This window comes from Parahaliea mediterranea (genome assembly GCF_003402235.1).
Classification (GTDB): domain Bacteria; phylum Pseudomonadota; class Gammaproteobacteria; order Pseudomonadales; family Halieaceae; genus Parahaliea; species Parahaliea mediterranea.
Map to the genome: position 1 here is coordinate 29,650 of NZ_QEWO01000007.1, position 25,822 is coordinate 55,471.

At 65.9% G+C, this 25,822-nt stretch carries 26 protein-coding genes; 13 read left to right on the forward strand and 13 right to left on the reverse strand.

The window, feature by feature from the left end:
* Window positions 1–12 precede the first annotated feature (12 nt).
* The 6 genes from hemA to rhlB all read left to right on the forward strand — a co-directional run bounded on the left by hemA (window position 13) and on the right by rhlB (window position 6,286).
* Window positions 13–1,410: a glutamyl-tRNA reductase gene (gene hemA, locus DDZ17_RS18850; RefSeq protein WP_116368543.1), complete on the forward strand. Its 1,398-nt coding sequence runs from the start codon at window positions 13–15 to the stop codon at window positions 1,408–1,410.
* Entirely contained in the window at window positions 1,407–2,492 is a 1,086-nt protein-coding gene (gene prfA, locus DDZ17_RS18855; RefSeq protein WP_116368544.1) for a peptide chain release factor 1, read from the forward strand. Before hemA ends, prfA begins: the two co-directional genes overlap by 4 nt.
* Before the next feature lie 8 nt (window positions 2,493–2,500).
* A complete protein-coding gene (gene prmC / locus DDZ17_RS18860) occupies window positions 2,501–3,334 on the forward strand; it encodes a peptide chain release factor N(5)-glutamine methyltransferase (protein ID WP_116368545.1) in 834 nt (277 codons plus the stop codon).
* Window positions 3,324–4,073, forward strand: a complete 750-nt coding sequence (locus DDZ17_RS18865; protein ID WP_116368546.1) for a HesA/MoeB/ThiF family protein — start codon at window positions 3,324–3,326, stop codon at window positions 4,071–4,073. Before prmC ends, DDZ17_RS18865 begins: the two co-directional genes overlap by 11 nt.
* A gap of 141 nt (window positions 4,074–4,214) precedes the next feature.
* Window positions 4,215–4,808 (forward strand): HvfX family Cu-binding RiPP maturation protein, encoded by a 594-nt coding sequence (locus DDZ17_RS18870; RefSeq protein WP_116368547.1) that lies wholly within the window; start codon window positions 4,215–4,217, stop codon window positions 4,806–4,808.
* 86 nt (window positions 4,809–4,894) lie between these two features.
* Entirely contained in the window at window positions 4,895–6,286 is a 1,392-nt protein-coding gene (gene rhlB, locus DDZ17_RS18875; RefSeq protein WP_241505959.1) for an ATP-dependent RNA helicase RhlB, read from the forward strand.
* 6 nt (window positions 6,287–6,292) lie between these two features.
* On the opposite strand, the gene cysZ is transcribed toward rhlB, so the two are convergent.
* Window positions 6,293–7,030, reverse strand: coding sequence for a sulfate transporter CysZ (cysZ, locus tag DDZ17_RS18880; protein ID WP_116368548.1), 738 nt, complete (start codon window positions 7,028–7,030; stop codon window positions 6,293–6,295).
* Entirely contained in the window at window positions 7,020–7,250 is a 231-nt protein-coding gene (locus DDZ17_RS18885; protein WP_116368549.1) for a cysteine-rich CWC family protein, read from the reverse strand. Before DDZ17_RS18885 ends, cysZ begins: the two co-directional genes overlap by 11 nt.
* Window positions 7,251–7,309: 59 nt before the next feature.
* Here DDZ17_RS18885 and smrA point away from each other — a divergent pair, with 59 nt between their 5' ends.
* Window positions 7,310–7,939 carry a DNA endonuclease SmrA gene (gene smrA, locus DDZ17_RS18890; protein WP_116368742.1) on the forward strand — a complete coding sequence of 210 codons (630 nt, stop codon included), beginning with the start codon at window positions 7,310–7,312 and terminating at the stop codon, window positions 7,937–7,939.
* Between the two features lie 26 nt (window positions 7,940–7,965).
* Here smrA and DDZ17_RS18895 read toward each other — a convergent pair whose 3' ends face one another.
* From DDZ17_RS18895 to gatC, 4 genes are read right to left on the reverse strand one after another with little or no spacing between them, the layout of a single operon-like run.
* On the reverse strand, window positions 7,966–8,256 hold the full coding sequence (locus DDZ17_RS18895; protein ID WP_116368550.1) for a PA4642 family protein: 291 nt from the start codon (window positions 8,254–8,256) through the stop codon (window positions 7,966–7,968).
* 4 nt (window positions 8,257–8,260) lie between these two features.
* The gene (gene gatB / locus DDZ17_RS18900; RefSeq protein ID WP_116368551.1) at window positions 8,261–9,703 is read right to left on the reverse strand and encodes an Asp-tRNA(Asn)/Glu-tRNA(Gln) amidotransferase subunit GatB; all 1,443 of its coding nucleotides are present in this window, start codon (window positions 9,701–9,703) and stop codon (window positions 8,261–8,263) included.
* Complete coding sequence (gene gatA, locus DDZ17_RS18905; protein ID WP_116368552.1) at window positions 9,703–11,166, reverse strand: Asp-tRNA(Asn)/Glu-tRNA(Gln) amidotransferase subunit GatA; 1,464 nt, start codon at window positions 11,164–11,166, stop codon at window positions 9,703–9,705. Before gatA ends, gatB begins: the two co-directional genes overlap by 1 nt.
* A 24-nt stretch (window positions 11,167–11,190) precedes the next feature.
* Window positions 11,191–11,502 (reverse strand): Asp-tRNA(Asn)/Glu-tRNA(Gln) amidotransferase subunit GatC, encoded by a 312-nt coding sequence (gatC, locus tag DDZ17_RS18910; RefSeq protein WP_116368553.1) that lies wholly within the window; start codon window positions 11,500–11,502, stop codon window positions 11,191–11,193.
* Between the two features lie 246 nt (window positions 11,503–11,748).
* On the opposite strand from gatC, the gene DDZ17_RS18915 reads away from it, so the two are divergent.
* From DDZ17_RS18915 to DDZ17_RS18940, 6 genes are read left to right on the forward strand one after another with little or no spacing between them, the layout of a single operon-like run.
* Window positions 11,749–12,786, forward strand: a complete 1,038-nt coding sequence (locus tag DDZ17_RS18915; RefSeq protein ID WP_116368554.1) for a rod shape-determining protein — start codon at window positions 11,749–11,751, stop codon at window positions 12,784–12,786.
* A gap of 56 nt (window positions 12,787–12,842) precedes the next feature.
* Window positions 12,843–13,685, forward strand: coding sequence for a rod shape-determining protein MreC (mreC, locus tag DDZ17_RS18920; RefSeq protein ID WP_116368555.1), 843 nt, complete (start codon window positions 12,843–12,845; stop codon window positions 13,683–13,685).
* 3 nt (window positions 13,686–13,688) lie between these two features.
* Window positions 13,689–14,171: a rod shape-determining protein MreD gene (mreD, locus tag DDZ17_RS18925; RefSeq protein WP_116368556.1), complete on the forward strand. Its 483-nt coding sequence runs from the start codon at window positions 13,689–13,691 to the stop codon at window positions 14,169–14,171.
* A 1-nt stretch (window position 14,172) separates the two neighbouring features.
* Entirely contained in the window at window positions 14,173–14,763 is a 591-nt protein-coding gene (locus DDZ17_RS18930; RefSeq protein ID WP_116368557.1) for a Maf family protein, read from the forward strand.
* On the forward strand, window positions 14,756–16,234 hold the full coding sequence (rng, locus tag DDZ17_RS18935) for a ribonuclease G (RefSeq protein WP_116368558.1): 1,479 nt from the start codon (window positions 14,756–14,758) through the stop codon (window positions 16,232–16,234). Before DDZ17_RS18930 ends, rng begins: the two co-directional genes overlap by 8 nt.
* Window positions 16,235–16,278: 44 nt before the next feature.
* Entirely contained in the window at window positions 16,279–20,337 is a 4,059-nt protein-coding gene (locus tag DDZ17_RS18940; protein WP_116368559.1) for a YhdP family protein, read from the forward strand.
* Here the strand turns inward: DDZ17_RS18940 and yjgA are convergent, their stop codons facing one another.
* From yjgA to DDZ17_RS18975, 7 genes are all read right to left on the reverse strand, one after another.
* A complete protein-coding gene (gene yjgA / locus DDZ17_RS18945) occupies window positions 20,338–20,865 on the reverse strand; it encodes a ribosome biogenesis factor YjgA (protein WP_116368560.1) in 528 nt (175 codons plus the stop codon).
* The gene (gene mgtE / locus DDZ17_RS18950; protein WP_116368561.1) at window positions 20,858–22,213 is read right to left on the reverse strand and encodes a magnesium transporter; all 1,356 of its coding nucleotides are present in this window, start codon (window positions 22,211–22,213) and stop codon (window positions 20,858–20,860) included. The genes yjgA and mgtE overlap by 8 nt, the downstream gene beginning before the upstream one ends.
* 115 nt (window positions 22,214–22,328) lie before the next feature.
* Entirely contained in the window at window positions 22,329–22,598 is a 270-nt protein-coding gene (locus DDZ17_RS18955; RefSeq protein WP_116368562.1) for an HPr family phosphocarrier protein, read from the reverse strand.
* On the reverse strand, window positions 22,595–23,455 hold the full coding sequence (gene rapZ / locus DDZ17_RS18960; RefSeq protein ID WP_116368563.1) for an RNase adapter RapZ: 861 nt from the start codon (window positions 23,453–23,455) through the stop codon (window positions 22,595–22,597). Before rapZ ends, DDZ17_RS18955 begins: the two co-directional genes overlap by 4 nt.
* Before the next feature lie 3 nt (window positions 23,456–23,458).
* A complete protein-coding gene (gene ptsN, locus DDZ17_RS18965) occupies window positions 23,459–23,917 on the reverse strand; it encodes a PTS IIA-like nitrogen regulatory protein PtsN (RefSeq protein ID WP_116368564.1) in 459 nt (152 codons plus the stop codon).
* Window positions 23,918–23,927: 10 nt separating this feature from the next.
* Window positions 23,928–24,215 carry a ribosome hibernation-promoting factor, HPF/YfiA family gene (gene hpf / locus DDZ17_RS18970; protein WP_116368565.1) on the reverse strand — a complete coding sequence of 96 codons (288 nt, stop codon included), beginning with the start codon at window positions 24,213–24,215 and terminating at the stop codon, window positions 23,928–23,930.
* Window positions 24,216–24,292: 77 nt separating this feature from the next.
* Window positions 24,293–25,795, reverse strand: a complete 1,503-nt coding sequence (locus DDZ17_RS18975) for an RNA polymerase factor sigma-54 (protein ID WP_116368566.1) — start codon at window positions 25,793–25,795, stop codon at window positions 24,293–24,295.
* Between the last annotated feature and the right edge of the window lie 27 nt (window positions 25,796–25,822).

Consider the following 25,822-nt stretch of genomic DNA (forward strand, 5'->3'; position numbering starts at 1 on the left):
GCCCCGACCACGATGAATTTCCTTGCCTTGGGTATCAACCACAACTCCGCCGCCGTCGAGGTGCGCGAGCGGGTGGCCTTTGCCCCGGAGCAGGTGGGCGATGCGTTGACCGCGCTGTGCCGGCACCCCGGCGTGGAAGACGCCCTTATTCTTTCCACCTGCAACCGCACCGAGCTGTATATCCAGGGCAGCGACGCGGTGAGCGCCGAACTGGCCAGTCGCCTGGTGGAATGGATGGCCAGCTATCACCACCTGTCGGCCGACGAACTGCACAAAGCCGCGTATTTTCACCTAGGCAGCGATGCCCTGGAGCACGTGGTGCGGGTGGCCAGCGGGCTGGACTCCATGGTGCTGGGCGAGCCGCAGATATTCGGCCAGCTCAAATCCGCCTTCTCGGTGGCGCTGGACGAGGGCGTGGTTGGCGCCGACTTCAACCGCCTGTTTCAGCGCGTGTTCGCCCTGGCCAAGCGGGTGCGCACCGATACCGCCATCGGCGAAAACCCGGTGTCGGTGGCCTATGCCGCGGTGGATCTCGCGGGCCACATTTTTACCGACCTGTCGGCCTGCTCCGCCCTGCTGGTGGGCGCCGGGGAAACCATCGAACTGGTGACCCGCCACCTGATCGAGGCCGGAGTGCGCCGCATCACCATCGCCAACCGTACGCTGGAGCGCGCGCGGGAACTGGCCCGGCGCTTTGGCGCCGAGGCAGTACTGATGGCGGACATCCCCGACCAGTTGATTAACGCCGATATTGTTATCACCTCTACCGCCAGCCAGTTGCCCATTCTTGGCAAGGGTGCGGTGGAGCGCGCGGTTCGCGCCCGCAAGCACCGCCCCATGCTGATGGTGGATATTGCCGTGCCGCGAGACATCGAGCCGGAGGTGGGGGAGCTGCGGGACATCTACCTGTACAGCGTGGATGACCTGAGAGACATCGTGGAAGAAAACCTGCGCAGCCGCCAGAGCGAAGCGCGCAAGGCGGATGTGATGATTGCCGAGGGCGTGCGCGCCTACAGCGAGGAACTGCGCAGCCTGGTGGCGGTGGACTCGGTAAAGGAATACCGCGCCATGGCCGAACAATTGCGCGAGCAGGAACTGGACCGCGCCCTGCGCGGCCTGGCTCGCGGCGACGACCCCCAGGTGGTGGTGGCGCAGCTGGCCCGGGGCATCACCAACAAACTGATACACGCCCCCACCGCCGGTCTCAAGCAGGCCAGCGTGGACGGCCGCGCCGACCTGCTCGGCCAGGCCCGCCGGCTGCTGGGGCTGGAGCCCCCCGCCGCGGCGTCGGCCCAGCCGGCGTCGCGCACTGCGCCCGAGACTGAACCCAAACCTGCGCCCAAGGCTGCGCCCGAGCAAAGCCCCGGCCCCGCCGGCGACAACCGCAAACCCGGACACACCCTGCAATGAAAGCCTCCCTGCTGAGCAAACTGGATACCCTCACCGACCGTCACGAGGAGGTGGCCGCCCTGCTGGGGGACGCCGAAACCATCGCCAGCCAGGAGCGCTTCCGCGACCTGTCCCGCGAGTACGCGGAGCTGGAAACCGTAGTGCAGTGCTACGCCGGCTACCGGCGGGTGAAGGGCGACCTCGAAGAAGCGCGCGCCATGCTGGCCGAGAACGACCCCGACATGGTTGCCATGGCAGAAGAGGAGATCGCCAGCAACAGCGAGCAGCTCGAAGCGCTGGAGTTGGAGCTGCAAACCCTGCTGTTGCCGCGCGACCCGCGGGATTCCCACAACGTCTATCTGGAAATTCGCGCCGGCACCGGTGGTGACGAGGCGGCTATCTTCTCCGGCGATTTATTCCGCATGTACTCACGCTATGCCGAGCGGATGGGCTGGCGCATCGAGGTGCTCTCGGAGCGCCCCGGCGAACACGGCGGCTACAAGGAAATCATCACCCGGGTGGAGGGGCGCGATGTGTACGCCCACCTAAAGTTCGAGTCCGGCGCCCACCGCGTGCAGCGCGTGCCGGAAACCGAGTCCCAGGGGCGCATCCACACCTCGGCCTGCACCGTGGCGATCATGGCCGAGGCGGAGTCGGTGGACGAGGTGGAAATCAACAAGGCCGACCTGCGCGTGGATACCTACCGGGCCTCTGGCGCCGGCGGCCAGCACGTCAACAAAACCGACTCGGCGGTGCGCATTACCCACCTGCCAAGTGGCATAGTGGTGGAGTGCCAGGACGAGCGCTCGCAGCACAAAAACCGCGCCCGGGCCATGTCCCTGCTGCAGTCCAAGTTGCTGTCCAGTGCCCAGGACAAACAGGCCGCGGAGCAGGCCGAAGAGCGCCGCAACCTGGTGGGCAGTGGTGACCGCTCGGACCGTATCCGCACCTATAACTTTCCCCAGGGGCGGGTTACCGACCACCGCATCAACCTCACCCTGTACAAGCTCGACGAAGTGATGGCAGGCGAGCTGGATGCCGTCATCGCGCCGCTGCGTCAGGAGTACCAGGCCGACCAGCTCGCGGCGCTGGCGGCGCAGTAAGTCACGCCGTGGCCAGTGTCAGGGACCTGTTGGCACTGGGCGCCGACCTGCCCACGGAAAGCCCCGCCCGGGACGCCGAAGTGCTGCTGTGCCACTGCCTGCAGCGCGATCGCACCTGGCTGTACACCTGGCCGGAAAAACCCGTCGACGCGGCAAATGAGCAGCGCTTTCGCGCACTACTGGCGCGGCGCCGGCAGGGTGAGCCGGTGGCCCACCTCACCGGCCAGCGCGACTTCTGGACCCTGTCCCTGGCCGTTACGCCCGACACCCTGATACCCCGGCCCGACACCGAGACCCTGGTGAGCTGGGCGCTGGAGTTGCCGCTGCAGGAGCAGGCCCGGGTGCTGGACCTTGGCACCGGCAGCGGCGCCATTGCCCTGGCGCTGGCCAGTGAGCGGGCGGGCTGGCAAGTGACCGCCACCGATGCCAGCGCGGCGGCACTGGCGGTGGCCCAGCGCAACATTGCGCACTGCTGCCCCGGCCGCGTGCGCACCCTGCAGGGCAGCTGGTTTGCACCGCTGGCTGGCGAGCGCTTTGACCTCATTGTCAGCAACCCGCCCTATATCGAAGCCGCTGACGCGCACCTGGCCAGTGGCGATGTGCGCTTTGAGCCGCGCTCGGCGCTGGTGGCCGGCGCCAGCGGGCTGGACGACCTGCAGGCCATCATCTCGGGGGCGCCCGCGCACCTCGCTCCCGGTGCTTACCTGTTGCTGGAACACGGCTATCGCCAGGGCGAGGCGGTGCGCAATTTGCTGACGCAGGCGGGGTTTGAGGCTGTAGCTACGCGGCGCGACCTGGGCGGCAACGAGCGGGTGAGCGGGGGCCGGTGCGGTGCTGACTGATGCCCAGCTACAGCGCTATGCGCGCCAGATTCTGGTGCCCGGTGTGGATATTGCCGGGCAGGAGCGGTTGCAGCAGGCCCGGGTGATGGTACTGGGGCTGGGGGGGCTCGGCAGCCCCGCCGCCCTGTATCTGGGTGGTGCCGGGGTGGGGCATCTGGTGCTGGCCGACGGCGACACCGTGGCCGTGGACAACCTGCCGCGCCAGCTCTGCCATCAGGACGATGACTGTGGCCGCAACAAGGCGCACTCCGCCGCCGCGGCCATTGCCGCGCGCAACCCCGAGGTGAGCGTTGAAGTGATTCCCCGGCGCCTTGATGAAGCTGATCTGGATGCCTGCCTGCCCGGGCTGGACCTGGTGCTGGACTGCAGCGACAACTACCCCTTGCGCTACGCACTCAACCGCGCCAGCCTGCGCCACCGGGTGCCGGTGGTGAGTGCGGCGGCGGTGCGCCTTGAGGCCCAGATTGCCCTGCTGGACCCGAACCGCAACGACCCCTGCTACCGCTGCCTGTACCCCGAGGCCGGCGCGCAAACCGCCCTGAGCTGTGCCGAAAGTGGCGTGCTGGGCCCGGTGGTGGGGGTGGCTGGCAGCCTGCAGGCGCTGGAGGCCATCAAGTACCTGTCCGGTTGCGCCGAGCCGCTGGCGGGCACCCTGCTGATGATGGACCTGGCGACGCTGGAGTTTCGCCGCCTGGGCGTTCAGCGCCGCGATGGCTGCCCGGACTGCGGCGGGCCCTGACTGAACGGGCAAGACGGCAGGCGTTAAGACAGCCGCCGTTCGTGGCCGCCCCGCGTCACTCCCTGTGCCGGCAAACTTTCATCGGGTATTGTTGTCACAGTTGCAGTCCACCGATACCGTCCACTGGCTCTGGAAAACGCTATGAACGCACTGGCGCGCGCCTATTACAGCCTACACGAAGCCCTTTTTCCCCGGCTGGCTCACCTCGATGGCCTTGCCCCGCTCGCCATGCGCCTTTACCTGGTGCCGGTGCTGTGGACGGCGGGCAGCCAGAAAATCGCCAACATGGAATCCACCATCGAGTGGTTCGGCAACCCCGAGTGGGGGCTGGGCCTGCCGATGCCGTCGCTGCTGGCCCACCTCGCCGCCTACACCGAGGCCATTGGCGCGCTGCTGTTGCTGGTGGGGTTGGCGGTGCGCTGGGTCAGTGTGCCGCTGATGATTACCATGGCGGTCGCCGCAATCACCGTGCACTGGGCCAATGGCTGGCCGGCCATTGCCGATTCCAGCGCCCAGGAAGTAGCCATTCGCCTGGGTGAGGCCAAGGACATCCTGCGCGAGCACGGCAACTATCGCTGGCTCACCGAGAAGGGCAATTTTGTGGTGCTCAACAATGGTATCGAGTTCGCCGTTACCTATTTCATTATGCTGCTGAGCCTGTTTTTTACCGGCGGCGGGCGCTATGTGAGTGCCGATTACTACCTGTCGCGCCTCTATCCGCGAAGCCGCGTATAATACGCGCCCACCTACCGGCACACGCCGCGGGCGAGTGGCCGCTAAAGGTGATAGACTAGCGCGTTTTTTGAGCAACAGGACATCGAGTGATCAAACATCTGGTGGGTCGTATCGTCAGCAAAGGCGGTGCGGAACCCGAAACTCAGGCCCCGGCGGGGAAGTACCCCGCGGCCGGACAAAAGGGCCCGCGCCCAGAGCCCGAGGCGCCACGCGCCCACCCGCGCGAAGCGGGCAAGGCAAAGACCAACCGCAAGCGCCAGCAGCCCAAGCCTGCGGCCGAGCCCTGGAGCGTTGAGCAGTTCCCGGTTGAGCCCCAGGAGGGCAAAACCCGCTTTCACGACTTGGGGCTGCGCGACGAGCTGATGCACGGCATTGCCGACCTCGGCTTTCAGTACTGCTCTCCCATCCAGGCCTCGGTGCTGCCCCATACCCTGCAGGGCCACGACGCCATCGGCAAGGCGCAGACCGGCACCGGTAAAACGGCCGCCTTCCTGATTACCGCCTTTAACGATTTGCTCTGCCATCCGGCCGAGGGCGAGCGCTTTCTCGGTGAGCCGCGGGCGCTGGTGATTGCCCCCACCCGGGAACTGGTGATGCAGATTGCCGAAGACGCCAAGGATCTGGGCAAGCACACCGGCCTCAATACCGTCACCCTGATTGGTGGCATGGATTACCAGAAGCAGCTCAACCAGCTCAATCGCCGGGTGGTCGATCTGGTGGTGGCCACACCGGGCCGCCTGATCGACTTCATGACCCGCCGCGACCTGTTCCTGGATCGGGTGGAAATCCTGGTGCTGGACGAGGCCGACCGCATGCTGGACATGGGCTTCATTCCCCAGGTGAAGCGCATCGTGCGCGCCACGCCGCACAAGGAAGACCGCCAGACCCTGCTGTTCTCCGCCACCTTCACCCAGGACATCATCAACCTGTCCAACCAGTGGACCTACCACCCGGTCACCGTGGAGATCGAGCCGGATCACGTGGCCACCGACACGGTGGACCAGAAGATCTACCTGGTCAGCAGCGAGCAGCGCTACCGCGTGCTCACCAACCTGCTGCGCGGCCCCGACGCCAGCAGCGTGATTGTGTTTGCCAATCGCCGCGACCAGGTGCGGCGCCTGCACGAGCGCCTGCGCAAGTCCGGCGTCAAGGCGGGCATCCTGTCGGGCGAGATTCCCCAGGCCAAGCGCACCCGCACCCTGGAGCAGTTCAAGAGCGGTGACATCAAGGTGCTGGTGGCCACCGACGTGGCGGGGCGGGGGATTCACGTGGACGGCGTTACCCACGTGGTGAACTACAACCTGCCGGAAGACCCGGAAGACTACGTGCACCGCATTGGCCGCACCGGCCGCGCCGGCGCCAGCGGCACCTCCATCAGCTTTGCCAGTGAAGACGACGCCTTCCTGCTGCCGGACCTGGAGGCCCTGCTGGGTGAGCCGCTGGAATGCACCCACCCGCCGCAGGACCTGCTGGCCTGAGGCCCCTCAGTGCCGGGGCGCCAGCTCCCGGCACCACAGCAGGGTGGCGCCCACCACCGCCGAGGGCACCACAAAAAAGTTCACCACCGGAATTGCCGCGCCCAGCGCCACCAGCCCGCCAAAACCCATGCTGGACAGGCGCCGGCTGCGCACAGCCTCTTTGACGTCGCCAAAACTGAGGCGGTGGTTGTCCATCGGGTAGTCGACGAACTGGATACTCATCATCCAGGCTCCCAGCAGGAACCAGAGCAGCGGCGCCAGGGCATTCACCGCCGGGATAAAGCTCAGCACCAGCACAAACAGCGCCATGGGCACGTAGTAGAGCAGCTTGGCCAGCTCCCGCACAATGCCCCGGGGCACCTCCATCAGCGCCGGGCCGATGCCTTCCAGACCCTCCACCTCGCGGCCGGTAATCAGCTCTTCGGCTTTTTCCGCCAGCAGCGAATTAAAGGGCGAGGCAATCAGCAGGGCCAGCGCGGTGAAGGTGTAGCCGGTTGCCAGGCTGAACACCAGGCCAATCAGCGGCCAGATAATCCACTCCAGAAATGACAGCCAGTCGGGGATAAAGCCCAGCCAGTAGTCCATGTGGCTGGCCAGGTAGGCGTAGGCCACACCCAGCAGCGAGGCGAAAATCAGCACGTTCACCACCAGCGGGATCAGCACGAACAGCCGCAGGCGGGGGTGGGTGAGCAGGCGGGCGCCCTCGATCAGGTAGCCGGCGCCCTGGATGGCGTTACCCTTCATAGTGGTCTCCAACGTGGTGGCCAGGTGGCCTGGCGGTGCGCCCGCAGGCGGGGCACAGGCAGGCCTGGCCACGCGCGTCCGGGGGAACTGCCGCCAGTGCGGCGCGGTCGATAGTGGCAGCGGCGCACCAGCAGTCCTCAATGCCGCCACCGCGTGTCAGCGCGCAGCGATTGTCGCCACCGCACAGCGGGCAGTAAATAGCGGTGTTTGGGCGCTCCATGCGGGCTTACCGGGAAAAGTGTACGGGCTATAATAGCGAACCCCAGGCAGGTGATGTACATGGCAGACGACGAACTCTCCCTGTTCGAGCAGGAAATGGCCGGCGTGAAGCGGCTGCAACAGGATGAACGGGTGGCGCGCCGGGGAGGCGGTGAGTCTGCCCAGGCCCTGGCCCACCGTCGCCATGCCGCGGTCACCGACAGCCATGTCGATCCCAACACCCTCAGTGATCGCGAGATAACCCCCCTCGACCCGTGGTATGTGCTGGAATTCAAGCGCCCTGGTGTGCAGAACGGCGTCTATCGCAAACTCTGCCAGGGCCGCTACGAGATGGAGGCCCGGCTCGATTTGCACCGCATGACGGTGGCGGTGGCGCGGCGGGAGATTTTCGACTTTATCGAGCAGTGCTATGAATACGGCCTGCGCAGTGTGCTGCTGGTGCATGGCAAGGGCGAACGCAAGGCCGAGCTGGCGCGCAGCGGCGTGCTGAAGGCCTATGTGGATGTATGGCTGCGGGACCTGGACACGGTGCAGGCTTTCCACAGCGCCCAGCCGCGCCACGGGGGGACCGGGGCGGTGTACATCCTGCTGAGGAAAAGTGAAGAGAAAAAGCGCGAGAACCGCGAGCGTTTTATGAAGGGGCGGGTGCCCTATGAGAAGGGGCGGGTGCCCTACGACAGCGGGCGCTGAGGCCCGCCGCTGGCGTCAGGGTGCCGCTAGTTGGCACCGGCCTGGCGCAGAATGTCCGCGTACTCGCCACCGTGGCGGTGCTCGCTGACAATGGCCAGCACCGTGCGGCCGTCGCTGCCGCAGGCGTTGATGTCGCGGCCCTGCCCACTGAACATGCCGACAAACAGCTCGAAGTCCGAGGCGCGCATGCTCTGGTAGGCCTTCAGCAGCATGTGAAAGTCCTCATTGCTGCCGTCGTAACTGCGCACATTCAGGAAGCTGCGCACATGGTCTTCGGTCCAGACTTCGTCAATGACCTTCTCTTTGTCTTTCTTCATCCTCTTACCCTAGTTTCTCGGCCAGCAGTTGGTTGACCATTTGCGGATTGGCCTGGCCCTTGGAGACCTTCATCACCTGGCCGACAAAAAATCCCACCAGTTTCTTGCGCTTGCCCTCGTCGGCGGCGCGGTACTGTTCCACCTGGCCGGGGTTGTCGGCGATCACGGCCTCCACCATGGCTTCCAGTTCGCCACTGTCGGACACCTGTTGCAAACCTTTGGCGGCGATGATGCTGTCGGCGTCGCCCTCGCCATTCCACATGGCCTCAAACACCTGCTTGGCGATTTTTCCGGAAATGCTGTTGTCCAGGATGCGCTGGATCAGCTGCGCCAGCTGCGCCGCCGGCACCGGGCAGTCGGTGATGTCTCTCTCGTCGCGATTGAGGCGCCCGAGCAGTTCCACCTGTACCCAGTTGGCCGCTATCTTGGCGTCGCCTGCCTCGCTGGCCACCGCCTCGAAGTAGTCGGCCAGGGCGCGGCTGGCGGCCAGTACGCCGGCGTCGTAGTCGCCAAGCCCGTAATCGCTGACAAAGCGGGCGCGCTTTTCACGCGGCAGTTCCGGCAGGCTGGCCCTTAATTCTTCAATAAAGGCTTCATCCAGCACCACCGGCAGCAGGTCTGGCTCCGGGAAGTAGCGATAGTCGTTGGCCACTTCCTTGGAGCGCATGGGCCGCGTTTCGTTGCGGTCGGCGTCGTACAGGCGGGTTTCCTGCACTACCTTGCCGCCATCCTCAAGAATGTCGGACTGACGCTCGATTTCATGCTGGATGGCCTTTTCCACAAAGCGGAAGGAGTTGACGTTCTTGATCTCCGCCCGGGTGCCGAGGGTATCGCTGCCGGCCGCGCGCAGGGAGATATTGATATCGCAGCGCATGGAGCCTTCGGCCATGTTGCCGTCGGAAATGCCGAGATAGGTCACCAGGGAGTGCAGGGCCTTGAGGTAAGCCACGGCCTCCTCAGCGCTGCGGATGTCCGGCTCGGTGACGATCTCCAGCAGCGGCGTGCCGGCGCGGTTCAGGTCAATCCCGCTGGCGCCCTGGAAGTCCTCGTGCAGTGACTTTCCGGCGTCCTCCTCAAGGTGGGCGCGGGTGATGCCGATCTCGCGGGTGCTGCCGTCTTCCAGATGGATTTCGAAGGTGCCGCGGCCCACGATGGGGTCGCTGAACTGGCTGATCTGGTAGCCCTTGGGCAGGTCCGGGTAAAAGTAGTTCTTGCGATCGAACACCGAGCGGCGGCCGATGTCGGCGCCAATGCCCAGGCCAAACATCACCGCATAGCGCACCGCCCGCTCGTTCAGCACCGGCAGCATGCCGGGCATGGCGAGGTCCACCGCGCTGGCCTGGGTGTTGGGCTCGGCGCCGAAGGTGGTGGCGGAGCCGGAGAAAATCTTTGACTGGGTGGCAAGCTGCAGGTGGACTTCCAGGCCGATGACGGTCTCAAATTGCATCAGGCGGTTCCTCCGGCAAGTTCGGGTGTGCGATTGTGCCAGTCGGTGACCTGTTGGAAGCGATGGGCCACGTTCAGCAGGCGGCCCTCGTCAAAGTGTTGGCCGATCAGTTGCAGGCCAACCGGCTTGCCATCGACAAACCCGGCGGGCACCGACATGCCGGGCAGGCCGGCCAGGTTGACCGCCAGGGTGTAGACGTCTTCCAGGTACATGGCCACCGGGTCGGCGGTTTTCTCGCCAATGCCAAAGGCCGGGCCTGGCGTGGTGGGGCCGGCGATGATGTCGACCGACTCGAAGCAGGCCAGGAAGTCGTCGCGGATCAGGCGCCGGGCCTGCTGGGCTTTTTTGTAGTAGGCATCGTAGTAGCCGGCGGACAGTGCGTAGGTGCCCACCAGAATGCGCCGCTTCACCTCGTCGCCAAAGCCTTCTTCTCGGGTGCGGGTGTACAGGTCGTGCAGGTCCTGCGGGTCGGCGCAGCGGTGGCCGTAGCGCACGCCGTCGTAGCGCGACAGGTTGGTGGAAGCCTCCGCCGGGGCAATGATGTAGTAAGTGGGAATGGTCAGCTGGCTGTTGGGCAGCTCCACCTCTACCAGTGTGGCGCCCTGGCTTTCCAGCTCCTTCAGGGCCGCCTGGATGCACTCGCCGGTGGCGGCATTCAGCCCTTCGCCAAAGTACTCCTTCGGCAGGCCGATGCGCAGGCCGTCCAGGGGGCGCTCCAGGTCGGCGCAGTAATCGGGCACATCGCGGCGGGTAGAGGTGGAGTCGGCCGGGTCGTGGCCGGCCATGGCGTTCAGTAGCAGGGCGCAGTCTTCGGCGCTGCGCGCCATGGGCCCGCCCTGGTCCAGGCTGGAGGCGTAGGCCACCATGCCCAGCCGCGACACCCGCCCGTAGGTGGGCTTGAGGCCGGTGATGCCGCAGAAGGCCGCCGGCTGGCGGATGGAGCCGCCGGTATCGGTGCCGGTGGCGGCGGGCACCAGGCCCGCGGCCACGGCGGCGGCGGAGCCGCCAGAGGAGCCGCCCGGCACCAGGGCGGCGTTCCAGGGGTTTTTCACCGGGCCGTAGTAGCTGTTTTCGTTGGACGAGCCCATGGCGAACTCGTCCATGTTGGTTTTGCCCAGGCTCACGGTGCCGGCATCCGACAGCTGGCGCACCACGGTGGCGTCGTAGGGCGGCACAAAGTTGTCCAGCATTCGCGAGCCGCAGCTGGTGCGCACGCCTCGGGTGCAGAAGATATCCTTGTGGGCGATGGGCACCCCGGTGAGGGGGCCGGCCCGGCCGCTGGCCAGTGCCTCGTCGGCGCGGCGGGCCGCGTCCAGGGCCTGCTCGTCGGTGACGGTGATAAAGCTGTTGAGCTGGCCGTCGAGCTGGCCGATGCGGCGCAGCAGGTGCTCGGTCAGCTCAAGGCTGGAAAACTGTTTGTCGCGCAGGGCGCGGGCCAGCTGGGCGACAGTCTGGTCATGCATGGGAATAATCCTGGAACAGCGTGCTTACTCGATGACTTTGGGCACCAGATAGAGTCCGTTCTCCACCGCCGGGGCGATGGCCTGGAAGTCGTCGCGGCGGTTGCCCTCGGTCACCGTGTCAGGGCGCAGCGCCTGGGTGGCGTCGAGGGGGTTGGCCATGGGGGCGACGCCCTCGGTGTCGGCGGCCTGCAGGGTGTCGAACATGCCAAGGATGCGGGTGATGCGACTGGCCACTTCATCGCTCTGGTCGGCGGCGATGCGAATGCGCGCCAGTTCGGCAATTTTCTCGATCTCTTCGCGGTCGACGCAGGGGCTTGATGAGGGCGTGTCGGACATGGTCTGTCCCGGTCTCCAAATGCGGTGGGTATAGGTCGGCGGGGTGCCGCGGGGGCGTAAACTTATCATATTTGCGCCTTGCCCAACATCCCCGCGGTTGGTAGAGTTGCCGGATTATCCGCTCGCCGAAGAATAATGATTTCGCCGCCTCGATTTCATCGCCTTTCCCGGCCAGAAGGCGGCAGGTAGGGTGCACGAAGGTCTCCGTCCGGAGCAACCCGTTGTTCTCACAAGGTAACCAATTTAATGCTGAAAAAACTGCGCGGAGTGTTCTCCAATGATCTTTCGATAGATCTGGGTACCGCCAACACTCTTATATACGTGCGCGACAAGGGAATTGTCCTCGACGAGCCATCGGTCGTGGCAATCCGTATCCACAATGGCCAGAAAACCATCGAAGCCGTCGGCACTGAAGCCAAGCGTATGCTGGGGCGTACCCCCGGCAATATCACCGCCATCCGCCCGCTGAAGGACGGGGTGATTGCCGACTTCCAGGTGACCGAAAAAATGCTCCAGCACTTTATTGCCAAAGTGCACGAGAGCCGCTTCATCCGCCCCAGCCCCCGGGTGCTGGTGTGTGTGCCCTGCATGTCCACCCAGGTTGAGCGGCGCGCCATTCGCGAGTCGGCCCTGTCTGCCGGTGCCCGCGAAGTGCGCCTGATCGAGGAGCCAATGGCCGCGGCCATCGGCGCCGGCCTCGACGTGGAGGAAGCCACCGGCTGCATGGTGGTGGACGTGGGCGGCGGCACCACCGAAATTGCCATCATCTCCCTGAACGGCGTGGTGTACCGCGACTCCGTGCGCATTGGCGGTGACCGCTTCGACGAGGCCATCGTCGCCCATGTGCGCCGCCGCTACGGCAGCCTGATTGGCGATGCCACCGCCGAGCGCATCAAGCAGGAGATCGGCTGCGCCTTCGCCGGCAGCGAACTGCGCGAGATCGACGTGCGCGGACGCAACCTCGCCGAAGGGGTGCCGCGCAGTTTTACCCTCAACAGCGACGAGATCCTCGAGGCCCTGCAGGACCCACTGTCCTCCATTGTGCAGTCGGTCAAGACAGCCCTGGAGCAGAGCCCGCCGGAACTGGCGGCGGACATTGCCGAAAGCGGCATTGTGCTCACCGGCGGCGGCGCCCTGCTGCGCGACCTGGACCGCCTGATTTCCGAAGAGACCGGCCTGCCGGTGATTGTGGCGGACGATCCGCTGACCTGCGTTGCCCGCGGCGGTGGCCGTGCAATGGAGCGCATGGATCGGCATACTATCGACCTGCTGTCCACCGAGTAATCCGGCGTGCAGCCCCGGGCGTGCCCGCTTGGGGCTGGCCGCCCTAGGGAACTGCCATAAAGCCGTTATTCGTCAAAGAGTCTCGCCTTGGGTTGCGCATTGTGCTGACCCTGCTGGTGGTGGCGGGCCTGATTGTTGCCGATTTGCGCTTCAACAGTCTGGACCGCACCCGCGCACTCCTGGACACCCTTGTCACCCCGGTTTACTGGGTGGCGGATATTCCCTCGCGCCTGTCTGAATGGCAGCAGACCCACCTGGTGTCTCGCAGTGTGCTGCAGGAAGAGAGCGAACGCCTGCGGCGCGAAAACCTGATTCTGGAGGGGCGCACCCAGCAAATGGCCTCGCTGCAGGCGGAGAACATCCGCCTGCGGGGACTGCTCAACTCCGCAGCCCTGTTGCGCGACGATGTTGTGGTGGCCGAGCTGATCGGCGTGTCGCCGGACCCGGTGCGCCAGCAGGTGGTGATCAACAAAGGCGCCCGCGACGGGGTCTACCTCGGCCAGGCGCTGATTGATGCCGATGGCCTGATGGGGCAGGTGGTGGAAGTGGCAGAGTTCACCTCTCGCGTGCTGCTGATCACCGACCTTACCCATTCTGTTCCCGTACAGATCAACCGCAACGGCGTGCGCGCCATTGCCGAGGGCAATGGCACCCTGAGCGCGCTGGAAATTCACCACGTGGCCGCCACCACGGATATCCGCGAAGGCGACCTGCTGGTGACCTCGGGTCTGGGTGGCCGCTTCCCGGTGGGTTACCCGGTGGCGGTTGTCAGCGCGGTGGAGCGCGACCCGGGGCAAACCTTTGCCCGCATTCTGGCCCAGCCCACCGCCGCCCTGGATCGCAGCCGCCACGTGCTGCTGGTGTTCACCGTGGCCAGCACCGCGGACGAGGCGCAGTAGGCCGTGGACCGGGGGCAGGGCTACTGGGTTGTGATCGTCACCCTGCTGGTGGCCGCCGTGCTGGCCGTGCTGCCTCTGCCGCTGTGGCTGGTGTGGCTGCGGCCGGAGTGGGTGGCGATGGTGCTGGTGTACTGGTGCATCGCCCTGCCGCACCGGGTCGGCGTGGTGGCGGCCCTGCTGGCCGGGGTTGCCATGGACCTGCTGGAGGGCGCGCTGCTCGGGCAGAATACCTTTGCCCTTGCAGTGGTGGCACTGCTGTCGGTGGGGCTCTACCAGCGCCTGCGCCTGTTCAGCCTGTGGCAGCAGGCCGGCATCGTCTTTGTGCTGATTGGTATTCACCAGCTGATCTGCCAGTGGGTGCAGAACCTGGAGGGTGTTGGCGCCCGCTCACCGTTGTTTTTGTTGCCGGCGCTGAGCAGCGCGCTGCTGTGGCCGCTGGTGCTCACGGTGCTGCGCAGCCTGCGCCGCCACTACCGGGTGGCCTGAGATGAGCGCACTGGTGCTGGCCTCGGCCTCTCCCCGGCGCCGTGAACTGCTGGCCCAGATCGGCGTGCAATGCCGCGTGCAGCCGGCGGATATCAACGAGACACCCCTGCCCGGTGAAGCGCCCGATGACTATGTGAGACGCATGGCGCAGGAAAAGGCCCAGGCCGTGGCCGCCGCTTTACCGGCCGGGGTTGTGGTGCTGGCGGCGGATACCACCGTGGTGATCGACGACGACGTACTGGGCAAGCCGGTGGATCGCTTCGACGCCCTGGCCATGCTGGCGCGGCTGGGTGGCCGCACCCATCAGGTGCTGAGTGCCGTGTGCCTGCGCGCCGGCGAGCGCTGCGAAACGGTGGTGGTGACCACCGAGGTGACCTTCGCCTCCCTGGACCGCGAGCTGTGCGAGGCCTACCTGGCCACCGACGAACCCTGGGACAAGGCCGGCGCCTACGGCATCCAGGGCCTTGGGGCGGTGCTGGTGGAACGCATCAACGGCAGCTACAGCAATGTGGTGGGGCTGCCGCTGGCCGAAACCTGGCGCCTGTTGCGGGGCTTTGGCATTGCCTCTGGCCTGGGAGATGGCGATGAGTGAGGAGATTCTGGTCAACGTCACGCCGATGGAAACCCGCGTCGCCGTGGTGGAAAACGGCGCCACCCAGGATATTCACATCGAGCGTCGCAGCAGCCGCGGCATCGCCGGCAACATCTACGCCGGCAAGGTGGCCCGGGTGCTGCCCGGCATGCAGGCCGCCTTTGTGGACATTGGCACCGAAAAAGCCAGCTTCATTCACGTCAACGACATTGTGCCCCTGGACAGCCGTGGCCGCGAAGACCGCAGCCGCCACAGCAGCGCCATTCGCGACCACCTGCACGAAGGTAAAAAGCTCATCGTGCAGGTGACCAAGGACCCGCTGGGCACCAAGGGCGCGCGCCTCAGCACGCAGTTGTCGGTGTCCTCCCGCTATCTTGTCTTCATGCCCCAGAACACCCACGTGGGGGTGTCCCAGCGCATTGACGATGGCGAAGAGCGCGGCCGCCTGCAGGCACTGTTGAACGAGGCGCTGGCGCTGGAGGACATGAACGACAGCGGCGGCTACATTCTGCGCACCGCCGCCGAGGGCGTGGGGCTGGAGGAACTGTGCGCCGACCTGCGCTTTCTGCGTCGCCTGTGGGCTGCGGTAGAGCGCCGCGCAAAGGCCGCCACCCAACCGCAACTGTTGTACGAAGATTTGCCCCTGCACCTGCGCACCGTGCGCGACCTGGCCCGCCCGGGGGTGGAGCGCATCCGTATCGATAGCCAGGAAAGCTACGCCGCCCTCAGTGAATTCTGCCGCGATTACGTGCCGGAGGTGAGCGCCCTGCTGGAATGCTACCGTGGCGAGCGCCCCCTGTTTGATTTGCACGGGGTGGAGGATGAAATCCAGCGCGCCCTGGCGCGCAAGGTGGATCTGAAGTCCGGTGGCTACCTGGTGCTGGACCAGACCGAAGCGATGACCACCATCGACGTCAACACCGGCTCCTTTGTCGGGCGGCGCAACCTTGAGGAAACCATCTTCAAAACCAACCTTGAGGCCGCCACGACCCTGGCCCGGCAACTGCGCCTGCGCAACCTGGGTGGCATCATCATCATCGACTTTATCGACATGCAGGACCCGGAGCACCGCCGCCAGGTGCACCGGGCGCTGGAAAAAGCCATGCAGAAAGACCCGGCGCGCAACAAAATCACCGGTGTGTCGGAACTGGGCCTGGTGGAAATGACCCGCAAGCGCAGCCGCGAAAGCCTGGAGCATTTGCTGTGCGAAGACTGCCCGGTGTGCGCCGGGCGCGGCAGCCTGAAAACGGCGGAAACCGTGTGTTACGAAATCTTCCGGGAGATTCTGCGCGATGCCCGCGCCTACGACAACGACAGCCTGGCGGTACTGGCCGGGCAATCGGTGGTGGATCGCCTGCTGGATGAGGAGTCCGCCAACGTGGCCGACCTGGAAGAGTTTACCGGCAAGGCCATCAGCTTTCGGGTCGAGCCCAATTACAACCAGGAACAGTTCGACATCGTCCTGCTCTAACCGTTTATGACCGTCCAGCCAGCCAACCCGTTGCCGGGAGAGTCGTGGAACACGCCCTGATGCACCGCCTGGCGCGGGCCCTTTGGCGCCTGCTGGTGATGGCCATTGTGCTGCTGGCCGCCTATGTCAGCTTCGGCCGCCTGCTGGTGGACCGGGTTGGCAGCCAGCAGGACTGGATACTCGCCCAGCTCAACCAGCGGCTGCCCTTTACCATTGCCGCCGACCGGGTCAGCGGGGATTGGCGCTCCTTCAGCCCGGAGCTGGTGCTGACCGGCCTGCACCTGCGCTTTCCGGGCTATGCCGCGGGCGATATCAGCCTCGACGAGGGGCGGGTGCGCATCAATCCCCTGCGCAGCTTGCTGGAGGGTGGCCTGCGGGTGAGCCGCCTGCGCCTGGATGGCCTGACCCTGCCGCTGCAACTGGATGCCGAGGGTCGCTTCAGCCTAGTCGGGTTTGAGGGCGGTGATGGCAGCGCCGGCGAGTGGCTCCAGCACCTGGCCCTCAGCATCGAGGAGCTGGCGCTGCGCAACAACCATCTGGAAGTGTCCCTGCCCAGCGGCGACGTGCGCCACCTGAGTGTGGATTTCAACCTGCGGCGCGACGGCAGCCAGCGCGAGCTGAGCGGCGCCCTGCTTGGCGAGAGTACCGGCACGGCCATTCAGGTGGCGGCCGAGGGCCTGGGCAATCCCTTTGCCACCGATACCTTCGAGGGACGCGCCTATCTCGGCGCACGCGATGTCGACCTGCAGGCCCTGGCCCAATGGCTGCCCGCCGACACCCGGCTGCCGGCGCTGGCCGGCACGGTGGAACTGCAGGCCTGGCTGGACTGGCGCGAGGGCAAACCCCATCTGCGCACCCGCCTGCGTGGCGACGCCCTTAAGGCGCGGGCGCGCGATGGCGGCTGGCAATTGCCCCTGCAGCAACTGGCCTTTGACGCCGTGTTGCGGCGCGACCACAGCAGCTGGCGCATTCTGGTGCAGAACCTGCTGCTGGCCAGCGGCGAGGCCCGCCTGGTGGTGCCCCGCCTGCAGCTGGATAGCTGGGGCGATTCCCTGCGCCTGCGTGGTGAAAGCGTGCCGGTTGGCCCGTTAAACCAGGTGTTTTCCAGCCTGGGTAGCACCCCGCCGGCGCTGGCGGATGCCATGCAGGTGCTGGACACCCGCGGCCTGCTGCAGCGCGTGGAGCTGAGCCTGGACGACCGCCACAATCCGCAGCGCGGCTGGCAGGTGGCGGCCAACTTCCGCGACATTCACCTCAACTCCTGGCGCGGTGCGCCGGGCACCACCGGCGCATCGGGCTATGTCAACGTGGCACCCGGGCAGGGGCAGGTGGTGCTGGACGCGCGCCAGTTCAGCCTCGACTTCCCCACGGTTTACGACCACGCGCTGGACTACGAGGACATCTACGGCACGGTGGATATTCGCTGGGACAGCGATGCCCTAAAACTGCACAGCGGCCAGATTGTGGCACGCGCGGCCGAAGGTGAATCGCATGCCCTGTTCGCCCTGCAGGTGCCGTTTACCCCGACATCGGCAGGGATCGAGATGGACCTGCTGGTGGGCCTGCAGGACTCCACCGCAGATCACCGCGACAAGTACCTGCCCACCGTGCTGGACCCAGGCCTGCTGGCCTGGCTGCGCGATGGCCTGGGGGAGGGCCGGGTTGAGCAGGGGGCGTTTTTATGGCGCGGCAGCCTGCGGCCACAGGCCGACCGGCTGCGCACCGTGCAGCTGTTTTTCCAGGTGGAAGACACCGCCCTGCGCTACCAGCCCGACTGGCCGCCTTTGGCCGACCTGTCCGGACTGGTGCTGATCGACGATACCAACGTCAGCGTGTGGGGCGACAGCGCCAGGCTGTACAGCGCGCAGCTGGCGCAGCTTTCCGCCGAGGCCTGGATGGCGCCGGAGCAGGGCATGCAACTGGCCGTCAAAGGGCAGATGCAGGGCACCGTGGCCGACGGCCTGCGGCTGGTGAAAGAATCGCCCCTGTCTGGGCTCAGCGCCGGTGTCTTTGACGACTGGGCTGGGCAGGGTGAGCTGGCCATCGATTTGGCGCTGGCGCTGGATTTACGCAGCGATGCGCCGCCGCCACAGGTGCGGGTGAATGCCCGCCTCAACGACGCCAGCGCCGATCTGGGGGCGCTGCAATTGCAGCTGTCCGGCATCAGCGGCGCGGTGGATTACGACAGCAGGCGGGGCTTTCAGTCGCGCCAATTGAAGGGGCGGTTGTGGGGGCAGCCCCTGCGCGCTCGCTTTTCCGCGCTGGCGTCAGCAGACGCGGCGCCACCGGGGCTGGCCATCGAACTCGAAGGCGCGGTGCCTGCGGACGACCTGCAGGCCTGGCTCGGCCTGTCTGCGCCCTATCCCGCCACCGGCGTGGCCCAGGTCAGCGGTGTGCTGCAGGTGCCGACCGGCGCAGGTGCCAATCTGCAGCTTGGCTCTGATCTTACCGGCGTGGCCATTGCCCTGCCGCCGCCACTGAACAAGGCCGAGGCCGCGGCCCTGCCCCTGGCGATCGACCTCAAACTTGGCAGTGCGCCGCGCCTGCTGACCCTGGACCTTCAGCGGCGCCTGCAGGCCGCCTTGCTGCTGGGGGAGGGCGGTGCCCTGGTGGGGGGGGATGTCGCCCTGCAGGAGCATGCCCAGACACCCCAGGCCGGCCAGTTGCGGCTGCGCGGCCACCTGCCGGTGCTGGAGCCGGCCCAGTGGCAGGACTGGCTGGCCCCGCCACCAGCCGCCGGTGCCAGCAGTGCCAGCGATGCTCTCAGCGGTACTCTCAGCAATACAAACAGCGATACCAGCAGCGATACCAGCAGCGATACCAGCAGCGCCCCGCGCCGCCTGTCGCTGGCCGACCTGCCCCCGCTGGCAGTGGATGACCTGCTACTGGACAGTCTGCTGCTGGGGGGCATGGAGTTGCGGGACGTGGTGGTCAGTGGCAGCGCGAGTGAGGAACAGGGCTGGCAGATTCAGGCCGAGACTGACTGGCTGCAGGGCGCATTGACCCTGGTGCCGGACCAGACCCGGGGCAGCCTGCAGATCAGCCACCTCAACCTCTCCGGCCTGACGGGGCTGGGCGGAGAGGACGCAAAGGGCGGCAAACAAGGCGGCGACCAGAACGAGCTGGACTTCAGCAACCTGCCGCACCTGGCGGTGCGCATCGACCAGCTGCGCACCGACCGGCTCGACCTTGGTCACCTCGCCTTCGACCTGCACCCCGAGGGCAGCGGCCTGCGGGCCGCCCCGATTACCGGCGAGCTGGCCGGGCTGGTGCTGACCGCCGAGCAGCCGGGGGAATTGCTGTGGCAGCGCGATGGTGGCCAGTCCCATACCGCGCTGTCTGCTACACTTGATTTCGCCGACCTTGGCACCGTGCTGGAGCGCTTGGACTACGAGCGCATCATGGATACCGAGGGTGGGGAGTTTGCTGTCCAGCTGGATTGGCCCGGCGGCCCCCAGGACTTTGCCCTGGCGGCAACCCGTGGCCGTATCGGCATCGATGTGGGCGAGGGCCGCTTCCTGGACGCCCCTGCGGGCACCTCCGGCACCCTGCGGGTGGTGAGCATCTTCAACCTGACCGAAATCGTGCGCCGGCTCAGCCTCAGCCATATGTTCGAATCCGGCATTCCGTTTGACTCCATGGACGGCGAGCTGTTTTTCCACGCCGGCAGCGTGGAAGTGCCGGGTCTGGAAGTAAAAGGCGCCTCCAGCAGTTTCAACTTCTCGGTGATCAGCCCCCTGGCAGAGCAGACTCTGGACGGCGAACTGGTCGCCACCCTGCCGGTGGCCAGCAACCTGCCCTGGGTGGCAGCACTGACCGCCGGGCTGCCGGTGGCGGCCGGTGTCTATGTGGTCAGCAAGGTGTTTGAACAACAGATGAACCGGGTATCCAGCGCGGTGTACGGTGTCGGCGGCAGCTGGGATGACCCACAAGTGAGCTTCAGCCGCATTTTCGATACCGGCAGCCGCCAGCGCGGCAGTGCAGAGGTCGAGGCCGGCGAGGCAGCGGCAGATCAGGCACCGGGTGATGCGCCGCCCGAGCCAAACGCCCCGGCCGATCCCAATTCGCCAGACGCAGCCGCACCGGCCGCCAGCGAGCCCTAGCTAGCTCGCCGCGCCGCCGCTGTGCTCGTCCAGCTCCCGCAGGTAGCGGAACAGCTTGCGGCTGGCTGCCGGCGGTTTGTTGCGCGCGCTTTCGCGCTGGTGCTGTAGCACCAGCTGGCGCAGGTGCTGGCGGTCGGCGTGGGGCCAGCGCGTCACCACCTGCTCGATGCCTTTCAGGCCCTGGGTCAGTACCTCGTCACGCAGTTGCTCCAGGCGCTGGAAGCGGTCGGCGCTCTCGCGCTGCTCGCGGTACAGGTTGTCCAGCGCCGCCTCGATGGGGGTGGGGTCGATATTGCGCATCAGCTTGCCAATGAACTGCATGTGCCGGCGGCGGGCGCTGTTGGAGTTGATGGCCTTGGCCTCGGCGATGGCCTGGATCAGCTGCGGGTCCTCCAGCGGGATTTTTTCCAGTTGCCGGTCGCTGAGGCGGGTCAGGGTTTCTCCCAGCTCCTGCAGCGCCGTCATGCGGCGCTTCAGTTCGCTTTTACTGGGGGCGTCGTCGCCGTATTCGTCGTAGTCGTCAGCCATAAAACCAGGTCGCCAGGCCAAGGAAGGAAACAAAGCCCACCACGTCGGTGACGGTGGTGAGCACCACGCCCCCGGCCAGGGCCGGGTCGATATTCACACGTTTGAGCAGCAGTGGCAGGGCCGCGCCGGTAAAGGCCGCGGTGACCAGGTTGATCATCATGGCCGCGGCAATAATCAGGCCGATATGCCTGTCGTCAAACCACAGCGCGGCGGTCACCGCCACCACCGTGGCCCACAGCATGCCATTGAGCACGCCAACGCCCAGTTCGCGATTGATCAGCCAGGCGCCATTGCTGCGGCTGACGTGGCCCATGGCCATGCCGCGCACCAGTACGGTGAGGGTCTGGGTGCCGGCTATGCCGCCCATGGAGGCGACAATGGGCATCAGCACCGCCAGCGCCACGACTTTCTCGATGGTGCCCTGGAACAGGTTGATGACGGCGGCGGCGACAAAAGCGGTGACCAGGTTGATCCCCAGCCAGATGGCCCGGCGCTGGGCCGTGCGAAACACCGGGGCAAAGGTGTCCAGGTCTTCCTCCAGGCCGGCCATGGAGGTCAGGGAGTGGTCAGCGTCCTCGCGGATAACGTCCACCACGTCGTCAATGGTGATACGGCCCAGCAGGCGGCCTTCTTCATCCACCACCGGGGCCGATACCCAGTCGTGGCGCTCGAACAGGCGCGCCACTTCGTCGTCGGGCATGTAGGCGGGAATGGGGTCCACGTCGGTGTCCATCATCTCGCGCACGGTGCGCGAGGGGTCCGACACCAGCAGGGTGCCCAGCGGCAGCAGGCCCACAAAGCGGTCGTCGCGGTTGACCACGATCAGGTTGTCGGTCATGGCCGGCAGCTCTTCGTGCCGGCGCAGGTAGCGCAACACCACATCCAGGGTCAGGCGCGCCCGGATGGTAATGGTGTCGGTATTCATCAGGCCGCCGGCGGTGTCGTCGGGGTAGTGCAGCACCCGCTCCAGTCGCGCCCGGTCCTGGTGGTCCATGGCATCCAGGACTTCCCGGGTGACCTGCTCCGGCAGCTGCTGCAGGATGTCGGCAACGTCGTCGTCGTCCAGGTGTTCGGTAATCTGGGCGACCTCGGCGGCATCCATGTCGCTGAGGAAGTGGGTACGCAGCTCGTCGGAGAGCTCGTTGATGATGTCGCCCTCGTTGTCGAGGTCGACCATCTTCCACAGGATGTGGCGGAAGCGCGGGGTGGAGGATTCCAGCAGGTGGGCCACGTCCCCGGGGGGGAGGCCGTTGAGCATGCGTTTAACGTCGACGAAGGTGCCGGATTCCAGTGCCGCCGACAGGCGGTCGAGTTGTTGCTGGGATTTGGGCGTATTCGTCGCTGCCATTGCCTTCCTTACCGCTGCCGCGCCGCGGCGGAATTGCCGGGCCGGTTAATTATCCGGAAAAGCCACAGGCACAACAACTTGCAGCGGGGGCGCAAGGCGTGTTCAGGGGTGTGAATTATTCCGCTTCGTCGAAGCGATTGGCGATCAGCGTCGCGAGGGCCTCGAGCGCATCCTGCTCGTCGTCGCCGCTGATCTCGATATCCAGCACGGTGCCCTTGCCGGCGGCCAGCATCATCACCGACATGATGCTCTTGCCGTCCACCAGCTTGCCGTCCCGACCGGCCTGGATAGAGCTGGAAAAGGCGCTGGTGCAGCCCACGAACTTGGCGGCCGCGCGGGCGTGCAGGCCAAGCTTGTTGACAATGGTGAGCTGGGTGCGGATCACGACGGTTGCAATTCCCGGTGTCGGAGATGGACTTGCGGGAACTGCTGTCGGTAGTGCTGGTACAGCCGATCCGCGAGATATACTGACCGATGTTGCCCACCGGTACAACCCACGGCAATGGTCATGTAGGAGCGGTTGCTGTCGGCATAGGCGGGCAGCCAGCGGTCGAGGTAACTGGCGATGCTGTTGAACAGATCGTGGGTGGCTTCCTGGGCTTCCAGAAAGTCCCGCACCGGCTCGTCCAGGCCGCTCAGCAGGCGCAACTCCCGGACCCAGTGGGGGTTGGGCAGCATGCGCACGTCAAACATCAGGTCGGCGTCGGCCGGCACGCCGCGCTTGAAGCCGAAGGACTGGAACAGGATGGACATGCTGCGGTTGCTGTCCCCCAGCAGGCGCTCGCGGATGGCATCGCGCAGCTCGTAGAGGGTGAGCTGGCTGGTGTCCAGCACCAGCGAGGCGGCGCTGGCAATGGGCTCGAGCAGCTCCCGCTCGCGCAGGATGGCCTCGGCCAGGGGCAGGCTGTGGTCGCTGAGGGGGTGCTTGCGGCGGGTTTCGCTGAAGCGTTTGATTAGGGCCGCGTCCTGGGCGTCCAGGAACAGTACCTGGCAGTCCGTACCCTCGGGCAGGGATTCGAGGATGGCGTTGAAATCCTGCAGGTCCTTCCAGGCGTTGCGCGCGTCAATGCACACCGCGGCGCCGCGGAAGTGGGCAAATTCCTCGCGGAAGGTCTGCTCCACCAAGGCCGGCAGCAGGCCCAGCGGCAGGTTGTCGATGCAGTAGTATCCCTCGTCTTCCAGCTGGTGCAGGGCGGTACTCTTACCGGAGCCGGAGCGGCCGCTGATGATAACGAGTTCCACGGCTCACACCTGCCACTGGGTGGCGATATCGTAAAGGGCCTGGTTATCGCCGGCGTTGCGCAGGGCCTGGCAGAACTCCGCCTGGCTGAACAGGCCGGCGATGTGGGACAGGATGTCCAGGTGTTCCTGGTGGGCCTCCTCCGGCACCAGCAGCACAAATAGCAGATCCACCGGCTGGTTGTCGGGGGCGTCGAAGTCGACCGCTTCATCCACGCTCAGCAGGGTGCCCAGGGGCTGGCTGCAGTTGGGAATGCGGCAGTGGGGAATGGCGATGCCCTGGCCGAGGCCGGTACTGCCGAGCTTCTCGCGGGCAATCAGCTGGGTGAAGACCTCGGCATAGGGCAGCGACAGCTGGTCTTCACTGATGATTCTGGCAATGGTTTCAAACAGGCGTTTTTTGCTGCCCCCGGGCGCGCGGCAGATGGTGCGCCCGGGGGAGAGTATTTGCGTCAGGTTTTGCATGGGATGGGCTTCAGTGGCCTCGTGCCTTTTCTTTGTGTTTGATCAACTGGCGGTCGAGCTTGTCGGCCAGGGCGTCGATGGCGGCGTACATGTCCTCGGACTCGGCCGCGGCAAAAATGTCGGCGCCGGAGATATGCACGTTGGCCTCGGCCTTCTGGATCATTTTCTCGACGATAAGGGTGACTTCGGTGTTGGTTATTTGATCGAAATGTCGTTGCAGGCGCTCAAACTTGTTTTCCACGTATTCCCGCAGCGGGGTGGTAACTTCTACATGGTGACCGCTGACATTCAGTTGCATAACTGACTCCTTCTTCAGTGTGAACCGGCGCCGGGGCCGGTGCGGTGGCGGCCTGCAAAAGGCCGCTCCATTTCATTCTAGACCAATCTCTTGCGCTCATTGGAGGGCGGAATGAGCAGGGTGTCACGGTATTTGGCGACGGTTCTCCGGGCCACCTGGATGCCCTGGTCCTCCAGCAACTGGGTGATCTTGTTGTCGCTCAGGGGTTTGCGCGGGTTCTCCGCCGCCACCAGCTTTTTGATTAGGGCGCGAATGGCGGTGGAGGAACACTCCCCCCCGCCGGCGGTGCCCACATGGCTGGAGAAAAAGTACTTCAGCTCGAAGATGCCCCTGGGGGTGTGCATGTACTTGCGAGTGGTGACCCGGGAAATGGTGGACTCGTGCATGTCCACCGCCTCGGCAATGTCGTGCAGCACCAGCGGTTTCATGGCCTCCTCGCCGTACTCCAGGAAGTTGCGCTGGTGCTCGACGATCTTGCTGGCCACCTTCATCAGGGTCTCGTTGCGGCTCTGCAGGCTCTTCAGGAACCAGCGGGCCTCCTGCAGGTTGTCCTTGAGGAAGGTGTTGTCGGCGCTGTTGTCGGCGCGCTTGATCAGGCTGGCGTAGTTGCTGTTGATGCGCAGGCGCGGCGCGATGTCGGGGTTCAGCTCCACCACCCAGCGCTGGTTGAGTTTGCGTACAAACACATCGGGCACGATGTATTCGGTGTCGTCGCTCTCCACGGACAGCCCGGGGTTTGGGTCCAGGCTGCGGATCAGCCCCAACGCCTGGCGCAAATCGTCTTCGGTGAGGCGGGCGCGGCGCAGGATCTGCTGGTGGTCGCCGGCACCCAGCTGGTTCATGTGGCGGCTGACAATGGTGCGCGCCGCGTCCAGGTAGGGGGTGTCCGGGGGTAGCTGGCCGAGCTGGATCAGCAGGCATTCCTGCAAGTCCCTGGCGCAGACACCGGCGGGTTCGAACTGCTGCAGGCAGTGCAGCACGGCCACCACCTCGTCCATCTCGATATCCAGGTTGGCGCCGGTCAGCGACTCGAGGATGTCCTCCAGCGGGCTGGTGAGGCGGCCGTTGTGGTCGGTGGCGTCGATGATAGCCAGGGCGATGACCCGGTCTACATCCGACAGACGGGTCAGGTTGAGCTGCCAGCGCAGGCGATCCTGCAGGGATTCGCCGCTGCTGTTGCGGGATTCAAAGTCGTAGTCGCCGCCCTCGTCGGGGCCGCTGGCGGCGGGGGCGGACGCGGAGGGCAGCAGGTCGTCCCACTGGGTGTCCACCGGCAGATCCTCGGGCATGGAGGCCTGCCATTCGCCGTCGTCGCCGGTGTTGTCGGCCGCGGTGCCCTCAAGGCTCTCCAGGGGGCCGTCGCCGCTTTCGCGGGTTGCCTCGCTGTGGCGCTCGGTGTTGTCGGCGGGCTCCGGGCTGTCGTCGTCTTCGGCGGTTTCCAGCAGCGGGTTGGAGTCGAGCGCCTGCTGGATCTCCTGCTGCAAATCCAGCGTGCTGAGCTGCAACAACCGGATCGCTTGCTGCAGCTGCGGCGTCATGGTCAGCTGCTGGCCAAGTTTGAGTTGGAGCGACTGCTTCATGGGGTTGTTAAGGGTTCCGATACCACG